We start from the raw sequence: 17,669 nt of genomic DNA on the forward strand, positions 1-17,669 counted from the left end.
CGATCGCGTTTCAACCAGTCATCGAGAGCGTCGAATACGCCTCGGGTTGGTTGCGCGCGCCCAACTGCAATGGTCATGACGCAAATCTCCAAAGATTATGAGAACGAGAGACAAAGTACTCAGCCCATTGTCAAGAGTCGCTTTGGCCGGCTTGACTCTGGTGTGAGAAGAATTTACTTTTCTTCACTTATCTCACCAATTATAGGGGTATGTTCTCCAAAAGTTCTAGCCTCTCGTCTATAAAGCTTAAAATTTCTTCACACTTCTTAATGAGAGAAGGATGAACACCCGATCGGAGTAGATATTTGCGATACTAGATCTTGGTTATCCGTAAAGCACTCTCTTATGTTCATTATCGAATTGACGTTGAAGACTACTCCTGTTCCCCTTTCGGTGCAGCGCAAGACCGCAGAAGATGCGGAAACGACTTATAAAGAGATCACAGAAGCAATGCGTGCTGGCGGTAGCCAAGTTTTAGAGCTGACCTGCGATCGTCAAACCGATAAAAAACTTGCCCTGCTTAGCGATGGCATTGCTGCGGTGCAGATTTATGAGAAATCTAGTGCATCTGCGTCTGGCAGAGCGCCTGGTTTCTTCTCAATGGCTGAGTAAGGGTCTCCATGACTTCTGGATCTACTGCTGCCATTCGTATTCAAGATCTCTGCTTTAGCTGGTCTGAAGATAGAAGCGTTTTAAAGGCCTGCTCTTTAGAAGTGCCTATAGGAGAGTTTTGGATGCTTTTAGGCACGAACGGCAGCGGTAAATCTACTTTATTAAGGCTACTAGCAGGGCTGTTAACACCTGACTCAGGAGACATAGAGATTTCGTCGCCTATAGGTTTTGTGTTTCAAAACCCTGATCATCAGCTTGTAATGCCAACGGTGGGCGCAGATGTTGCGTTTGGGTTAGTTCAAGAAAAGCTGTCGATTTTAGAAGTGCGCCAGCGAGTAGAAGAGTCTCTGGCAGCCGTCAATTTATTAGCGCTGCAACGACGACCGATTTATGCCCTCAGTGGAGGACAGAAGCAGCGAGTCGCGATCGCCGGAGCCGTCGCCCGTCACTGCGAGATTTTGCTCTTAGACGAACCGACTGCCTTGCTCGACCCCGACAGTCAATTAGAACTAGTAGCTCAAGTTAAAAAACTAGTGAAAGACCGGGGTATGACTGCTCTGTGGGTGACTCACCGATTGGATGAGTTGGATTATTGTGATGGTGCTTTTCTGCTAGAAAAAGGGCGAGTCGTTGACCAGGGAGACCCTAAGCGATTGCGACAACGTTTGATGCAGACTGAAGAACCGACTGAGTGACATATCCTCCGTCATCGCCTACCCGACGCTGATTGCAAGCAATACAGCGCGGGGCTTACGACGTTCGGCTAAATTAATCGATCGCTGACTTGCGCGACTACGAGGATGAATTTTTTGGTTCATCCCCAACTTTTGTGCAAATTTTTGTATACAAACCTCGATCGGAGATGCCAATATTAAGGAGTGAGAAGCCACGGTCAGCGTCCGTCTATCCTATCCACTCCAAGCCCATGCCCCCTTCCGTGCCACAAGCTGTGTTATTGGTGGACGGCTACAATATAGTCGGAGCTTGGCATGACTTAAAACAGGTGCGTGACTGCGAAGGGCTTGAAGAAGCGCGTCGCCAATTGATTGCAGCACTCACAGGCTACAGTGCCTTTCAGGGGTTTGACACTCAGGTTGTCTTTGACGCTCAATATCGCGACAGTCTCGCTAATCGCGAAGTGGTCACGCCTAATCTATTGGTTCACTACACTGATTTTGGGCAGACCGCAGACACTTATATAGAGCGATCGTGCGCTGACTTTCGACACGACATTCGCAAATTTCATCAACGGTTGATTGTGGCAACCTCCGATCGAGCGCAGCAACTTACAGTGATAGGCTATGGGGCAGAATGGATGTCAGCCCAACAATTAGCCAATGATGTCGATTTTGCGACCCGTCGAGTTCAGCGTAAACAGAAAGACGTTAAAAAATCGTCTGGTCGGTTTTTGTTTAATTCTCTCGACCCGATCGCCCAAGAACGGTTAGCCCGTCTGCGATTTGGCGAAGATCAGAAATAAGTTTGCAAAAAGCTTGTCAAAAGATCGCGTTTATCGCTATTATGAGATTCGCAACGAGCAACGTTCCTCAGTAGCTCAGTGGTAGAGCGATCGACTGTTAATCGATTGGTCGCAAGTTCGAATCTTGCCTGGGGAGTTTTAAAAGTAAATAATCTCTTATTGACTTCGAGCCATCTCTGTAAGCCAATTTAAGAGAGGTCGCAACTGATTGGGTACTGCCGACTCGCTGACTTGGACGGTGTGATGTTGACCATTATCTTCAGCAGTGACTTTGTATTGAAAGCGATCGGGCTGAGAATTAGGCGATGAGATCGTGGCAGGTAGATGAAAAAAGTCTGTTGCCTGCATTAGTCGACGAAGATGCCCACCTTCAGCCGTCGGCAATGTCTCTGTGTCAACTGTTGTAGTCATGACGATTCCGGCAAAACCGCCGCTACGCTCAAAAGTGACTTTCATAGAGGTTAAAGGGTGAAAGGTGAATGGATCGCTAAAGGCAGGAAGAGGGTGAACTCAGAACTTTTTGCGCTTCATCCACCCTTTACCCTCTAGATGACTCCAACCGTTTTCCAAGCATTTTGTAAGGCAACGTGTTCTTTGCCGTTTTTGCCGTAGAGTTCTGCTGCGATCGTCGTCGTAGCGTTAGCAGCCGTTTTGAACGTTGCTCTGCGGCTCAGACGTTCGGTTAATGCCACATACCAGATTTTTCCAGCTTTCTCCCAAGCGTAGCCTCCAATTTCGATCGCTGCTAGATAAAAAGCTCGATTTGGAATGCCCGAATTGATGTGAACCCCTCCATTATCCGCAGTGCCAGTATATAAATTTTTGAGAACCGCAGGCTGAGGATCTTTGCCCAAAACGCGATCGTCATACGCAGTTCCGGGGGCTTTCATCGATCGTAGAGCGACCCCACTGATCTTAGAAGTAAACAGCCCTTGCCCAATTAGCCAGTCTGCTTGCTCGGCGGTTTGGTTCAGCGTTTTTTGCTTGATCAACGAACCAAAAACATCAGAGAAAGATTCATTGAGTGCGCCAGGTTGTCCTCTATAGATCAGCGCGGCTTCGCTTTGAGTCACTCCATGAGTCAACTCATGCCCGATTACGTCGATTGATTTAGTGAAGCGATCGAAGATCTCACCATCTCCATCGCCGTAAACCATCTGACTGCCGTTCCAAAAGGCGTTGTCATAATTACGATCGAAGTGAACGGTCGAATCGAGCCGCATCCCAAACCCATCGATCGAGTTGCGTTGAAACACTTCGTAATAAAAATCGTAGGTCGCTCCTGACCCGTCATAGGCTTCGTCAGCCGCAATATTGCCAGTGGGTGGGTCGCCCTCCCCGCGCACTAGGGTTCCTGGCAAATCGGTTCCATTTTTGGCATCGAAAATCGTGCGGCGCTTTGTTCCAGCAGGGGACATAAACCGAGTGCTGCCGATCGCCTCCCGTCGTCCTCGAAATTGCTCGGACGATCGCAGCGTTTCTAATGCCCACTCCCGCTGAGTTTGATTGCCGCTAAGAATAATGTGATCGGTCATATACGGCGGCAAAATGCAGCAGATTGGACAGACATGAAACCCTTGATGCTTGCCTAATAGCCGTTTGGTTATCTTTCTCATGGCTTTAAATCGCTCCTAGTTTTAGAAATGAGAGACTGACTTCTGACCCTGAATTCTGATGTTTTGTTACAAAACTTCTATTTGTTCTCAGATAATTTCCCTCTTACTTTTATTATGTTTAACAGACCTGACAAATTGGTTCTACACACTTTTTAATAATTCGATGTTTGAACCCGAAACGTTTTAATCTAAAAGTTAAGCGTAGTTGACCCTGGATAGCGTTGTATTCATGTGGTTCATTACTTCACTAGAATCTATGTTCTAGAAGTAACGAGGCTGATTGACGGTGACAGGTGACACTCTGGTCAGATTTAACACAGTAACGATCCGTAAATGGGAGCTTTAGAAATCCAATGAGTGTTAAGGCAAGTGGTGGAAGCTCGGTTGCACGCCCGCAACTATACCAAACAGTCCCTGTTGCGACTATTTCGCAAGCTGAACAGCAAGATCGGTTTCCCGGTCGGGGTGAGCTAGACGAGTTGGCTCGCTATTTCAGTTCGGGTGCCAAACGCCTAGAAATTGCTGAGTTATTAACCCGCAACTCAGAGCTAATTGTGTCCCGTGCGGCAAATCGCATTTTTGTAGGCGGTTCGCCAATGGCGTTCTTAGAAAAGCCTGCGGAAGCGCCTGTCATGAGCATGGCTGGCACCACGGTAGATACCCCAGAAGCCATGAAACTGGGCACGGCAACCTATGCCAGTGGTGGCAATGGCGGTTTCCTAGATGGAGTTCGCGCCTTCTTCTTGACTCCCGGAAACAATCCAATTCCTGCAAATTTCCGACCTATTAACGTTGCCCGTTACGGTCCGGGCAACATGGCGAAATCGCTGCGGGACTTGAGTTGGTTCTTGCGATATGTCACCTACGCGATCGTGGCAGGCGATCCCAACATCATCTCGGTCAACGTCCGGGGTTTGCGCGAAATCATCGAGAACGCCTGTTCGGGTGAAGCCACGATCGTGGCATTGCTAGAGATGAAGACCGCTGCCTCTAACTACTTTCGCAACGATGCCGAAGCGATCGAGATTGTGTCTCAATACTTCGATGTCCTGATTACAGAGTTTAAAGCTCCGACTCCTTCAGCCAAGGTGCGTCAGCGTCCCTCTAATGATCTGCAAGGTTTGCAGCTTCCTCAGATTTATTTCAATGCCTCTGAGCGTCGCCCCAAATATGCGATGAAGCCAGGGCTATCTTCTTCTGAGAAGAATGAGATTGTCAAAGCCGCCTATCGTCAAGTGTTTGAGCGCGATATCACCCGTGCTTACTCGCTGTCTGTTTCTGATTTAGAGTCTAAAGTCAAAAACGGCGAAATCTCCATGAAGGAGTTTATTCGTCGCTTGGCGAAGTCTCCGCTCTACCGCAAAAATTTCTTCGACCCCTACATTAACAGCCGCGCTCTAGAGTTGGCATTCCGTCACATTTTGGGTCGCGGGCCGAGCAGCCGAGAAGAAGTGCAGAAATACTTCTCGATCGTCTCTAGCGGCGGTCTAGCTGCCCTAGTGGATGCTCTGGTTGATTCAGATGAGTATTCCGATTACTTCGGGGAAGAAACCGTTCCTTATCTACGGGGTCTAGGTCAAGAAGCGCAAGAATGTCGCAACTGGGGTCCGCAACAAGATCTGTTCAACTACAGCGCACCCTTCCGCAAGATTCCTCAGTTCCTCACGACGTTTGCTGCCTACGATCAGCCGCTACCTGACCAACACGTTTACGGTTCTGGCAACGACCCGTTAGAGATCCAATTCGGTGCCATCTTTCCGAAAGAAACGCGCAACCCTAGCAGCAGTCCCGCGCCTTTCGGCAAAAACACCCGCCGGATTTTGATCAATCGTGGCGCAGGCATCAACAACCAACTCAGCAACCCTGGTGCAAGAGGCATCGCCCCTGGCACACTCGGACCCAAAATCTTCAAGCTCGATCAGTTGCCAGGGTTCTCTAACACTTATGGCAAGCGCTCTGTCAACAACAAAGGCGTGAGCGTCAAGTTTTCAGAAAGCTCCACGCAAGCCGTGATTCGGGCTGCCTACTTACAAGTCTTTGGGCGGGCTGTCTATGACGGTCAACGCCTGAAGTTTGACGAAATCAAGCTAGAGAATGGTGAAATCACGATTCGGGAGTTTGTGCGTCGCCTTGCTAAGTCAAACCTGTTCCGCTCACTGTATTGGACTTCGCTGTATGTCATGAAGTCGATCGAGTATATTCACCGTCGTCTGTTGGGTCGCCCGACTTACGGTCGTCAAGAAACCAACAAATACTTCGATCTCGCGGCTAAGAAAGGCTTTTATGCCGTCATCGATGCGATTTTAGACACCGTTGAATATAGTGAAACCTTTGGTGAAGACACCGTTCCTTATGAGCGCTATCTAACCCCAGCAGGTCTTTCACTGCGGACAAGCCGCGTGGGTTCGATCGCCGATAAAGGAATGCCCAAAGTCATTCTCGAAGAAACTCCTCGCTTTGTCGAACTGGGTGCCGTTGAAGGCATACGGACAGAACCCGATGTTCAGTTCCGCGTCAATCAAGGCGTTAGCAAGAAGCGCGAACAAACCAAGGTCTTCAAACTCACGAATTTGTCAGACAAATCGAACCTCAAAGTGATTGCAGGCGCTGCTTACCGCCAAATCTTTGAGCGCGATATCGCTCCTTACGTGGTCAAAAACGAGTTCACCGAATTGGAGAGCAAACTTGGCAACGGCGAAATCAACCTCAAAGAGTTCATCGAAGGCTTAGGCATTTCGAGTCTTTACCTCAAGGAGTTCTACGCACCCTACCCCAACACGAAAGTGATTGAGTTAGGCACCAAGCACTTCTTAGGGCGCGCCCCGCTAGACCAAGCTGAAATCCGCAAATATAACCAGATTTTGGCAACCCAAGGGATTAAGGCTTTCGTTGGGGCGATGGTCAACAGCATGGAATATGCTCAGGCGTTTGGTGAAGACACGGTTCCTTACAACCGATTCTTAACCCTCCCAGCGGCAAACTTCCCCAATAGCCAAACGCTCTATAACAAGCTGACCAAACAGGACAGCAAAGTAGAGAATCCTAGCTTCACAACCGTGAAGCCGCGAATGGATGCCAGCAAACTGCCGTTGACGGGCAAAGCGATCGCTGATCAAGCTGCCGAAGCGCTTCAGATGGATAAGAGCCGGCCTCTATTCATCGAACTGGGTCGATCGTTCTCAAATGGAGGCGGTCAATCGGTCGAAGTGGGCGTTGGCACGACTCGCCGCAAACCTGCTCGGATCTTCCGCATGAACCCTGGCATGGGTCAAGGTGAAACTGAGTTGGTGCTGAATGCAATCTACGTTCAGGTGATGGACGTGTTTAGCGGTCAGACTCCTAGCCAATTCCGACGATCGGACTTAGAGAGTAAGCTTCGCAACGGTGAAATCTCGGTTCGCGAGTTCGTCAAGACGCTGGCAAGCTCGGAGATCTATCGTCGTCGCTTCTACACGCCTTATCCCAACACCAAGGTGATTGAGTTCTTGTTCCGTCACTTATTGGGTCGCGCTCCGGCAACTCAGGCTGAGATTCGCCAATATAACAAGCTGTTGGCGGATAATGGTCTGAAGGCGGCGGTTGAAGCAATGGTGGATAGCGCTGAATATGCTCGTTTCTTTGGCGAAGATGTGGTGCCTTATAAGCGCTTCCCATCGCTGCCTGCGGGTAACTATCTCGGTAGCGTTCAGGCGGATGCTGACCTAGTGAAGCAATCCTGGTCTGATCTGTCTCCATCTTCTCTGACGGGTCGGTTGAGCTAGTGAATTAGACGATTAATTAAAAAGGTCTCGATCGTGGTCATCCCGATCGAGACCTTTTTGTTTGAACATCAGACTCTAAATCCCTTCACCAACCATCGGTTTCAGACTCGTTCCAGACTTCTAAATCTAACTCAGCAAGATAGGTGAGCGCATTCTCTATTTGAGCTTGACTTCCTTGGAGATTGAGGTCAAACCAACCGTCGCCATTAGCGTTTGCACCCAGAATAGCGGCTGTGATATTCACCGTGAGCGAATAGTCAGAGATGAGGCGAGAAATGACGGGTTCTTGATGATAGTGCTTGGGAATGCGGATGCGAATGCGCTTTTGAGTCGATCGTGTATCTTCGTTTATGAATGCTTGCATCGTTATCTTTTGCCTCTTTTAATCTACAGCTTGTCAGTCGGAATATCGTATTTAGTTAAGCAAGATTCTAGCGAGAAACCTGGAAAAACGCAAGTAGGGGCACGGCATGCCGTGCCCCTACTACCCAATAAATGTCGCGCCCCTTACGATGAATACCATGCCTATCGCCGACGAACTTTACTAACCATCTTGCGCGATAGACGTAGCTTTAAGTCTTCCTGGTCTGCCCAATCTTGCAGCAATCGGTAAAAAACTTGGCGATCGTCATTCTTCAACACGGCAACTTGATCCGCCGTTTCGATCACATAGGGATAGCCACTTCCAATCACGACCTCAGCCCGTACCCAATCAATGATGCGATCGTGCCAGCCTGCTTCATAAACCCAGACTGGCATCTCTAACCGCACCGGATAACTATCTTTATTCGTCTTGAGATAAGCGAATGCGATTTTGTCGCCCTGATCGCCATAGTGATCCAAGATTCCAGATCGCTGACAGAGAAATAGAGGGGTACGATCGCCCCATTCCATCCAATGATTTTGGGTGCGGTTGAGGAGCTGGGCATCGTGAATCGATTTTGTCTCAGGCAGATTGCCCAGACGACGCAGCATTTCAGTTAAATCGTGAGCCGTAGATGTGTCAATATAACCCACCAAAGGTACTTGATAATGCTCACTTGCTTGAAGAAGTTTGCACATACATTTGACGTAGAAGTTGCGCGTCTCTTCGTCGAATGCTTCTGCAAATGTGACCACCAACGAGCCATCAAAAAAGGCGAGACACGTTTCACAGCCCGATCGCTCTTCCATATATTGAATCAGGCGATCTGTCTCCATCTCAAAACGGCGGAGATTAACTTTACGATCGGCGATATCCCCCCGTCCGACGCGCAGATCATTGGGAGTCATCACATCTAAATCAATGTCTTTCTCGTAAACACCAGACGGCAAATGAAAGTTTTCGTACCAACCGATTTGCACTAGTGCAATGGGCACCGAAATATCTTTGCTGGGATAAATCTGAGAGCCATCGACCGCAAATGTTGAAATTCCGGTGAGATGATCGCGCACCCATTCCAAACTCTGTTCTCGACTTGGCCAGGTTAGCTGAGATGGAATGATCCAATCAGAATATTTGCCCAACGGCTCTAGAGGCAAGGCTCCACAGTCTTTCATGCCTTTCAGCATCTCAAGCAGAACCGCTGATGACTGCTGTGACATCTTCGCCAACGCCGCTCTATATTGCTGAAGCTCTTGCAAAGCGGTTTTATCATAGCTCATGAAATCATCGCGCTTTTCTTGCAGCAAACTCAAAATTTGAGACGGCTTAATCGGCATAATGAAAAGGTGTTTTTGGTACTTGGGTACTATATTAGACCGGAATGTCCAATCCTCTTCAGTATCTATCGGCGATCGAGCCAGATTGCTCTTAATCCTGCGGTTTGGGCAGCTTCAAAGTCTTCTTCAAAACTGTCGCCAACGTGCCAGATTTGTTCAATCGGATGATTGTGTTTGGCGATCGCGTGGGCGAAAATTTGCGGGTTTGGTTTTGCGGCTCCGACTTCGGTCGAGAGAGTTACAGAACTGAAGAAATCCGTTAAATCCAACGCCTTGAGAACCGCGTAGAGACGAGAATCAAAATTAGATAAAATGCCCATTGTGATGTGACGATCGCGCAATCCCTTTAAGGTTGGTAGCACATCCGCATATAGAACCCAGGGTTCTGCCGTGGCAAAATGATTATAGAGTTCTGCAAAAAATGCGGAGAAATCAGAAAACTCATGCAGTACGCCAAGTTGGGCAAAGGTTTGCTCAACGATCGCGTTCCACCAATGAAACTCTAAATTTGGAATTTCACTTAAAGAATGTCCTGGAAATGCCGGAGAACTTGCTGCTTTGAAGCATTGATAGAATGCTTTATTTAATGCAGCGATCGAAACATAAACGCCATGACGACGAGCAATTTCACCATAGACTTCGCCAACGCTACCACGCACACCAAACAACGTCCCAACGGCATCGAAAAAAATTAGTTGGGGACGATTCATAAAAAATTTTGCATGTCAGGGTGATGAATGCAGGAGAACTTAAATTGAAATGTCAACGATCGTGACTGCCTGCCAGGGCATCCGCGATCGGCTTTGTCACCCAATTTAGCCCAACTCGAATCTGATGTTTTAGGGTGGGCATCCGATTTAAGTAAGCGAGTCGCCGGATGATATGGGCAACCGTCCCGTCTAGTTGAATGCCCATTCCCGTCAAGGTTGCGTTGTTTTCACCCAGCGTCATCATCTCGCCCAGATATTGATAGCGGAACGGCAAGAGCGGGCGATTTGTCAGCGATGCCCAAACATTCCAACCGACATAATCAGATTGTTGAAATGCCGCTTGAGCCGTCGGAGGAACCTGCTGACCGTCGGCATCTTTGCAGTCTGCTAAATCTCCTAACGCAAACACTTCCGGAGAGTCAATCACTTGCAGAGTTGGTGTTGTCAACAACTGCCCGCGTTGGTTTTGCTTGAGCGGTAGGTTTTTCACCACCTCATTAATGCGAGTGCCAACTGTCCAGAGCACTAAATCAACCGGAATCGTGTCAGTCGAGCCTTTGTAGCTCAAAGAAATCGTGTCTGCGGCGATCGCGTCTACGGTCGTCTCTAAATCTAACCAAACGCTCCGCGATTGCAGCGCTTTGTCAGCCGCTTCGCGATTAGGTGCAGGGGAAGAACGCAGAATTTGGTCAGTCTGCTCAACCAATCGCAGTCGCACTCGATCGCCCAACCGATCTGCCAACTTACACGCTAATTCAACCCCGCTATAGCCTGCACCTACGATCGCAATCCTAATTTTGTCGCGGTCTGATGCTTCTAACTGCCGCAGTTGTTCTTCGAGTCGATACGCATCACCGATCGTCCGAAAAGGCAAGGCATAGTCTGCCGCTCCGGGCACTAAATCGAGCGGAGTTTCTCCACCCATTGCTAAGACAAGCCGATCGTAGGTCAAGGCTTCACCGTCTTGAAGCTGTACCTGCTTAGACCCAATATCGATATTGGCAACTTCTTTTTGACAGAAGCGAATTCCTGTGTTTTCGAGCAACTCTGCATAGGGCGGCGCAACTTCCCAGCTTTGCAGCTCGCCCGTGACTAACTCATAAAGCAACGGCGCAAAGACGAAACGATCGCGTTGATCGACCAGCACGATTTCTGGTTTTTCTGCCTTCGTCCAGGGCAGTTGGCTCAATCGCAACGCGGTATAAAGACCACCAAAGCCGCCACCAAGGATACAAATACGGGCAGGTTGTTGAGGCATAAGGCAATGCAGCAGAGGGACTCTTTCCTCATTGTAAGGAAGTGAGCAGAAATCAGCATAGGCGAAATGAAAGAGGTTTTTGACTTTCGCAAACAGCCGATTAGAGGCAAAATAGCTTAAATCTAAAATCGGTGTTTCATCGCGGGAAAAACCTCATGACCAAATTAAAAGTCGGGCTGTTGTTTGGCGGATGTTCAGGAGAGCATGAGGTGTCGATTTCTTCGGCAAGGGCGATCGCGCAAGCGCTCAAAACTGACTTTAATGCTGATAAATATGACGTGTTGCCGTTCTACATCCAAAAAGATGGCTATTGGCAAGCGGGCGACCTTGCTCAACAGGTTTTAGAGTCAGGAACGGCGATCGCGACTATAAACCCCAATCAAACGCGCTGGCAGTTTCCGCTCCAAGCCGCCGAAGTTGAGGTATGGTTTCCGATTTTGCACGGGCCCAACGGTGAAGACGGGACGGTGCAAGGGCTTTTCAAGCTGATGCAGGTGCCATTTGTGGGTTCAGGCGTGCTGGCATCGGCAGTCGGTATGGATAAGATTGCAATGAAAACGGCTTATGCTCAGGCGGGTTTGCCGCAGGTGAAATATTTGGCAGTCACACGATCGCAAGTCTACTCAAATCCCTGCGTCTTCCCCAAGCTTGGAGATCACATCGAATCGGAGTTGGGATATCCCTGCTTTGTTAAACCCGCGAATTTAGGATCATCTGTCGGAATTTCTAAAGTGCGAAACCGTGCCCAATTAGAAGCCGCGTTGGATAATGCAGCCAGTTACGATCGTCGCATCATTGTCGAAGCCGGAGTAGTCGCGAGAGAAATTGAATGCGCTGTTTTAGGCAATGACAACCCTAAAGCTTCAGTGATTGGTGAAATCACCTTTGAAAGCGACTTTTACGATTACGACACCAAATACACCGCAGGGCAAGCAGGACTGGAAATTCCGGCAAAGCTACCAGAGGCAGTTACGACTCAAATCCAGGAGATGGCGATTCGGGCCTTTGTGGCGATCGATGGTGCCGGGATCGGACGCATCGATTTCTTCTACGTTGAATCGACGGGAGAAATCTTCATCAATGAAATCAATACCTTTCCAGGATTCACCGCCACCAGTATGTATCCGCAACTCTGGGCAGCCAGTGGCATTCCCTTCTCAAACCTCGTGGATCAACTCATCCAATTTGCGTTAGAGCGACACGATAAACCGCCTGAGTAGTCCTACCTACACCGAGTCTACGAGTCCCATGCGCTCCCACCAGCGATTGAGCGGAAAGTAAACGATCGGTGCCCACAAACTGCTGAGAATTGCAGAACTGAGAGCAATAAACTGGTGATAAGTCCAGATTTCGACTAGCGATCGCCCCCCTTGCAGGCTGAATTGGATTGCCGTCACCGTCTCGGCTAACACCGCCATCCCAAACACAATCAGCGCCACTGAGATAAAGTCTTCTTCAATGTAGCGCTGCTTTTGCAGTCGAGCCGTCAAAACCCCAACCAGCACCAAACTAACTGCATGAGTCGGAAACGGAGAGGTCATCCCATCCTGCAACAAACCCAAAATCAACCCTGCCATCGCACCTTGAAACATCGTCCGCTTAACGCTCCAGGCAACCACCCAAATCAATAGCCAGTTTGGGCCAATGCCCGCTAATTCCATGCCAGGTAAGCGCGTTGGCAAAACCATCAGACATAAAAGCACCGAGATCACAGTCACGCCCCAGCTCACGAAAGGGCGCGAAATAGGGTGACGATCGAACAAATCATCCAAAGCCGAAGTCTTCATGGGGTTGCTTCTGGAGAAGGCGCTGAAGCAGGAATCGGGGCAGAAGGGGCAGTCAGTTGAGGGTCGCCCAAATTAGCAGAATTGGGATAAACCGTTGCCCACTCTAAATAGTTAATCGGAGCAGATAACTCGATTATGGCTTCAGGTGCCGGACTTTTGTTGAGATCAACTGACTCAATGCGCCCGATCGGAATGCCTGCCGGAAACAATTGGCTAAACGGCGACGTAGACACCACATCGCCCCGACGCACATCCGGGACTTTCTCAAAAAACTCCATAACGGCTCGGTTGGCTGACTTGCCCCGCATAAATCCCATATAGCGACTGCGGCTAATCGTCACGCCCACCCGACTACTAGGATCACTCAACAAAAGCACTTGGCTTGCATCAGACGTAACACTGCTGACACGACCCACTAACCCACCAGGACTGAGCACGATTGACCCGACGCGAATGCCATCCTGACTGCCTCGTCCCAAAATCACCTGTTGCCACCAGTGATCAGCGCTGCGACCAATCACTGGAGCTGTGACTCCTTTAACCTTTTTAGCTGAAACGAATCCCAGGAGTTCTTCCAGACGTTGATTACGACTCTCTAGCTCAATTAAACGCTGCTGAAGTTCTTGCGTTTGAGCATTTATTAATCGGTCTTGTTGAGTCGGTTTGCCGTGAAATGGACGCGTGAGCAACTGGTAAGTTTCTAGGAGCACACCTCCCTGAGTCTGGCGAACAAAGAGAGCCGTCCCTAGTGCCACACCGACCAAGACAGACTGAATTCCGTAGCGTTCCCACCAGCGTTGCAGTGCGTACATTCAACCTCGTATGTTGGCTGGACAACTTCACAAAAGTATACGGCTCGGTTCCAGCATTAGAATCACTTTTCGCAATTTATTTCTTAATATCAGGAAATAAACTGCGAAAAACCTGTTTAGCGAGACGGGCGAGTGCTAAAGACACGCTCTAGCTGCTTGAAGTTTTCTAAGACTCGTCCGGTTCCTAAAACGACACAGCTTAACGGGTCAGCAGCCACGTGAACCACAATTCCTGTTTCATGACTGATCAGCGTATCGATGCCTTTGAGTAGCGCACCGCCACCTGCTAACATGATGCCGCGATCGATAATATCTGCCGCTAACTCAGGCGGTGTGCGCTCTAGAGTCCGCTTGACAGCATCGACAATCACAGACAGAGGCTCTGACATGCTCTCGCGAATCTCAGGGCCCTTAATTGTGACGGTTCTAGGCAGTCCCGACAGCAGGTGCAGCCCGCGCACTTCCATCGTCGCTTCATCATCTTGGGTAGGGTAAGCAGACCCAATGGAGATCTTAATCTCTTCGGCGGTTCGTTCGCCAACCACCAGGTTGTGAACTTTTTTCATGTAGTGAATGATCGACTCACTCAGTTCGTCTCCGGCAACTCGTACCGACTCACTGAGGACAGTGCCTTGCAAACTGAGGACGGCAACTTCGGTGGTTCCGCCGCCGATATCGATGATCATGTTTCCGGTTGGTTCGGCGACGGGTAACCCGGCTCCGATCGCAGCCGCCACAGGCTCATCAATCAAGTAAACTTCTCGGGCCCCAGCCTGAGAAGCAGCTTCCATGACGGCGCGACGTTCTACCCCGGTCACGCCGCTGGGGATGCCAATCACAACGCGAGGAGAAACTAGGGTTTTTCCTTCATGCACCCGTGTGATGAAGTGCTTTAACATCAACTCTGCGGTGTCAAAGTCGGCGATTACGCCATCACGCAAGGGGCGAAGGGCGACGACGTTTCCAGGAGTTCGTCCCAGCATTCTTTTTGCGTCTTCGCCGACCGCCAAGGGAATTCTTTCATTTTGATCCATCGCGACGACGGAAGGCTCTTGTAAAACGATGCCTTTACCTGACACGTAGACTAGAGTGTTGGCGGTGCCCAGGTCTATACCCATGTCCCGGGATAAGGAGAAGCGACTGAAAAGACCCACTGGTTTCTATGCCTCAGATTAACGCGATGAGTACGATCGAGTGAGGTGCAATCAAGCACCAACAGTTATCGATGTGGATTTTATTACAGTTTCTATCCTGAGTCTAGTCAGGTTGCATGAAATCATCAATAAAAAGTCTTTTTCATGGAAGCGCGATCGCTTAGAAGCTTAGATTCAAACTGATCTCATCATAGAGGTAAAACACTGATTAAATTTGATGTTCTTTTAATTACAAATAAGGACTGATTCAAAAGGTAGATAAGATTTTGTTTGCCTGAATCATTGTTAATTAGGACTTACGTAAACCTCGGAGGTTTTAACCAAGAATCAAGCATCGTGACCACCATATTGGCTTGAACCTCCGAGGTTTTAGTCAAAATGCATAAGTCCTGTTGATAAAGACCCTTGGAAAGTTGACCCGATCGTCAGCATTTTAAAGTTAGACTTAAGTACAAGTGTATTGATCATCAATACATTAACCGGGCTAAAGGGAGAATCTTCCTTTAGGATAAAGACACTTAAAGCGTGAGCAAAGAAGCATGAGTCTTAATGTAGTAACCCTGGTTGGGCGAGTGGGCGGTGACCCAGACGTGAAATATTTTGAGTCAGGCAGCGTTAAGTGTCGGCTCACTCTAGCGGTCAATCGTCAATCTAAGAATAATGACCAGCCTGACTGGTTCAATCTAGAACTGTGGGGCAAGCAAGCCGATGTCGCGGCTAACTACGTCCGCAAAGGCAGCTTGATTGGGGTAAAAGGCTCCTTAAAGTTTGATAGCTGGAAAGATCGAAACACGGGAGTTGATCGAACCTCGCCAGTGGTGTTGGTCGATCGACTGCAACTTTTAGGGTCAAAGCGTGATTCTGAAGGCGGAAGTGCAGAATCTTCAGGATATGCAGATGACTTTTAATTGAAGATAGATCTCCGACTGCTCAAAGAAGTCGGAGATCTTGTCTTGTGCTGTTAATAGCTGATCTGCAAGGTCACTGATCCCTCGACCCGCTGTTCGCCTCCAATGACAGGAGTTGGGGCTTGAGCGGCGGCTACCTTAAACCTCTCCATATCTGCCATCAAAGGAATTGGGGCAGACGCACCGTTAATCTGGATGCTGACAACCTCTTTGCGAGTCAAATTGAGGGCACTAAAAACTGCGTCTGCTTGACTTTGTGCGTCCTGAGTTGCTTCACGCAGAGCAACTTTTTGGGCAGCGGCGATCGCCTCATCAGATGCCACAAAACTCACGCCATCGATTCGACTGGCTCCTGCTTTGACTGCATCATCTAACAACGTGCCTGCCTTCTCAGTTGGGACTCGGAAACTCACGGTATTTGACGCGCCATAGCCCTCAAGCTTTTGACGGTTGTTGTTGTAACTGTAGACCGGGTTGAGGTTAATGCCAGTGGTTTCAAGCTTTTCGACATTGCGAGATTTGAGCAGCGTCACTACAGCATTTGAGCGCCGCGCAACCTCCCCCTGAACCTCGTTAGCCGTTTTGCCTTGAGCCTCAACTCCTAATCGCACTTGAGTGACGGTCGTCGCAATCTCTTCGACCCCACGACCCGTGACTGTAAGCGTTCTTAACACTTTTTCTTGTGCCAACGCAGGGCTGGCTAGAGATAGACTCATCAATCCTAAAGCGATCGGAAGTAGCTTGACTCGGTTCCAAGTAAAAGCAGGATTTCCGGCTGAATTCATCATCTTAATCATTTAGATAACTCCTCACTGAGAGCTATTTACATCAGTGTTGTGGTTGATGCTTTTACTGTGTCATTGTTCAAGCGCGATCGTGGTGTTGGTTACATTTTTTGCAACTTAAAAAGCACGCGCCGCTATCAGAAGTGGATATTATTTTTGACTAATACGAATCACCCGTGCCGAATGGCACATTGCTATTTTTGATTAAACCTGAGCGTAATAAAATATTAGTTCAAACTTGACCTCTATCCTGAATAGGAGATTCCTGATGTTGTCCCGTTTACCTTTATATTTCCTAACAGGATGTTTGACGCTTGTAACAGTGACCTCATCCGCCGTTCCAGGTTCTGCTCAGCTCTTTAACAGCCCAGTTGATCGCTTGTCAGCCAGCGATCGCACAGCGTTGAGGAGCGGTCAAACCTTAGTGACCGGAGAGAAAGGAAACTACGTCGCTAAGATATTAGTCAAAAGTTCTCAAGATGCCGCTTGGAACGTCTTAACTGACTATGGCAGTCTCTCAAAGTTCTTACCCAATGTAGTGTCTAGTAAAGTACTAGAGTCAAACGGCAACCGTAAGGTGATTGAGCAAGTCGATGCTCGGCAGGTCTTTCTGATCAACGTGCGATCGCGCATTCGTTCTTCAATTACAGAGACGGCTAAGACTCGGATTGATTTTCAGCAAGTGGATGGCGACTTGCAAAAGCTGCAAGGTTATTGGACTGTGGAACCTGTAGCGCCTTTTTCTGGGGCAAAAGCAGATCAGGTGCTGATCACTCATGTCGTAAACGCACAGCCCAAGCCTGGAACCCCAAAAGACATTTTTTATAATTTGTTCAAAGATTCTTTGGGGAAAAACCTGAGTGCCATCAGTCAAGAAGTCGTGCGACGATCGCGATAGTCTCTTGAGCACAGATAAAAATAATCTGGACTGTAGTCTAAACTCTGCTGACTTGATTCAAGAATTCACTTGATTCAAGAATTCATTAGAGTAGGACTTACGCAAACCCCGGAGGTTTAACCAAGAATCAAGCCTCGTGACCGACAGAGTGGCTTAAACCTCCGAGGTTTTGGCAAAATGCGTAAGT

General features: G+C 48.7%; 17 protein-coding genes and 1 tRNA gene. 8 read left to right on the top strand and 10 right to left on the bottom strand.

The window, feature by feature from the left end; genetic code table 11:
- The first annotated feature begins 345 nt into the window (after positions 1–345).
- From C7B65_RS22920 to C7B65_RS22935, 4 genes are all read left to right on the top strand, one after another.
- Entirely contained in the window at positions 346–612 is a 267-nt protein-coding gene (locus C7B65_RS22920; RefSeq protein WP_073072386.1) for a UPF0367 protein family, read from the top strand.
- Positions 613–620: 8 nt separating this feature from the next.
- Positions 621–1,307, top strand: a complete 687-nt coding sequence (locus C7B65_RS22925) for an energy-coupling factor ABC transporter ATP-binding protein (RefSeq protein ID WP_073072385.1) — start codon at positions 621–623, stop codon at positions 1,305–1,307.
- Between the two features lie 230 nt (positions 1,308–1,537).
- Positions 1,538–2,092, top strand: coding sequence for an NYN domain-containing protein (locus C7B65_RS22930; RefSeq protein WP_073072383.1), 555 nt, complete (start codon positions 1,538–1,540; stop codon positions 2,090–2,092).
- 64 nt (positions 2,093–2,156) lie between these two features.
- A tRNA-Asn gene (locus C7B65_RS22935) sits at positions 2,157–2,228 on the top strand.
- A 20-nt stretch (positions 2,229–2,248) separates the two neighbouring features.
- On the opposite strand, the gene C7B65_RS22940 is transcribed toward C7B65_RS22935, so the two are convergent.
- A complete protein-coding gene (locus C7B65_RS22940) occupies positions 2,249–2,548 on the bottom strand; it encodes a protealysin inhibitor emfourin (protein ID WP_073072382.1) in 300 nt (99 codons plus the stop codon).
- 89 nt (positions 2,549–2,637) lie between these two features.
- Positions 2,638–3,708 carry a M4 family metallopeptidase gene (locus C7B65_RS22945; RefSeq protein WP_073072380.1) on the bottom strand — a complete coding sequence of 357 codons (1,071 nt, stop codon included), beginning with the start codon at positions 3,706–3,708 and terminating at the stop codon, positions 2,638–2,640.
- Positions 3,709–4,061: 353 nt separating this feature from the next.
- Between C7B65_RS22945 and C7B65_RS22950 the strand changes: the two genes are divergently transcribed.
- Positions 4,062–7,469, top strand: a complete 3,408-nt coding sequence (locus tag C7B65_RS22950) for a phycobilisome rod-core linker polypeptide (protein WP_073072379.1) — start codon at positions 4,062–4,064, stop codon at positions 7,467–7,469.
- A gap of 85 nt (positions 7,470–7,554) precedes the next feature.
- On the opposite strand, the gene C7B65_RS22955 is transcribed toward C7B65_RS22950, so the two are convergent.
- The 4 genes from C7B65_RS22955 to C7B65_RS22970 form a co-directional block, all read right to left on the bottom strand.
- Positions 7,555–7,833, bottom strand: coding sequence for an NIL domain-containing protein (locus tag C7B65_RS22955; protein ID WP_073072377.1), 279 nt, complete (start codon positions 7,831–7,833; stop codon positions 7,555–7,557).
- A gap of 161 nt (positions 7,834–7,994) precedes the next feature.
- Complete coding sequence (locus C7B65_RS22960; protein ID WP_073072375.1) at positions 7,995–9,170, bottom strand: DNA double-strand break repair nuclease NurA; 1,176 nt, start codon at positions 9,168–9,170, stop codon at positions 7,995–7,997.
- 65 nt (positions 9,171–9,235) lie between these two features.
- A complete protein-coding gene (locus C7B65_RS22965) occupies positions 9,236–9,880 on the bottom strand; it encodes an HAD-IA family hydrolase (RefSeq protein WP_073072373.1) in 645 nt (214 codons plus the stop codon).
- Positions 9,881–9,932: 52 nt separating this feature from the next.
- Entirely contained in the window at positions 9,933–11,138 is a 1,206-nt protein-coding gene (locus C7B65_RS22970; protein WP_073072371.1) for an NAD(P)/FAD-dependent oxidoreductase, read from the bottom strand.
- Between the two features lie 155 nt (positions 11,139–11,293).
- Between C7B65_RS22970 and C7B65_RS22975 the strand changes: the two genes are divergently transcribed.
- Complete coding sequence (locus tag C7B65_RS22975) at positions 11,294–12,358, top strand: D-alanine--D-alanine ligase family protein (protein ID WP_073072370.1); 1,065 nt, start codon at positions 11,294–11,296, stop codon at positions 12,356–12,358.
- Positions 12,359–12,364: 6 nt separating this feature from the next.
- On the opposite strand, the gene mreD is transcribed toward C7B65_RS22975, so the two are convergent.
- The 3 genes from mreD to C7B65_RS22990 form a co-directional block, all read right to left on the bottom strand.
- The gene (mreD, locus tag C7B65_RS22980; RefSeq protein WP_073072368.1) at positions 12,365–12,925 is read right to left on the bottom strand and encodes a rod shape-determining protein MreD; all 561 of its coding nucleotides are present in this window, start codon (positions 12,923–12,925) and stop codon (positions 12,365–12,367) included.
- Positions 12,922–13,737, bottom strand: a complete 816-nt coding sequence (gene mreC / locus C7B65_RS22985; protein WP_073072366.1) for a rod shape-determining protein MreC — start codon at positions 13,735–13,737, stop codon at positions 12,922–12,924. Before mreC ends, mreD begins: the two co-directional genes overlap by 4 nt.
- Before the next feature lie 116 nt (positions 13,738–13,853).
- Entirely contained in the window at positions 13,854–14,855 is a 1,002-nt protein-coding gene (locus C7B65_RS22990) for a rod shape-determining protein (protein WP_073072364.1), read from the bottom strand.
- Positions 14,856–15,430: 575 nt separating this feature from the next.
- Here C7B65_RS22990 and C7B65_RS22995 point away from each other — a divergent pair.
- Entirely contained in the window at positions 15,431–15,799 is a 369-nt protein-coding gene (locus C7B65_RS22995) for a single-stranded DNA-binding protein (RefSeq protein ID WP_073072360.1), read from the top strand.
- Between the two features lie 53 nt (positions 15,800–15,852).
- Here the strand turns inward: C7B65_RS22995 and C7B65_RS23000 are convergent, their stop codons facing one another.
- The gene (locus tag C7B65_RS23000; RefSeq protein ID WP_106254142.1) at positions 15,853–16,596 is read right to left on the bottom strand and encodes an SIMPL domain-containing protein; all 744 of its coding nucleotides are present in this window, start codon (positions 16,594–16,596) and stop codon (positions 15,853–15,855) included.
- 256 nt (positions 16,597–16,852) lie between these two features.
- Between C7B65_RS23000 and C7B65_RS23005 the strand changes: the two genes are divergently transcribed.
- The gene (locus tag C7B65_RS23005) at positions 16,853–17,482 is read left to right on the top strand and encodes an SRPBCC family protein (protein ID WP_073072352.1); all 630 of its coding nucleotides are present in this window, start codon (positions 16,853–16,855) and stop codon (positions 17,480–17,482) included.
- The last annotated feature ends 187 nt before the right edge of the window (positions 17,483–17,669 follow it).

Source organism: Phormidesmis priestleyi ULC007 (genome assembly GCF_003003695.1).
GTDB lineage: Bacteria > Cyanobacteriota > Cyanobacteriia > Leptolyngbyales > Leptolyngbyaceae > Phormidesmis_A > Phormidesmis_A priestleyi_A.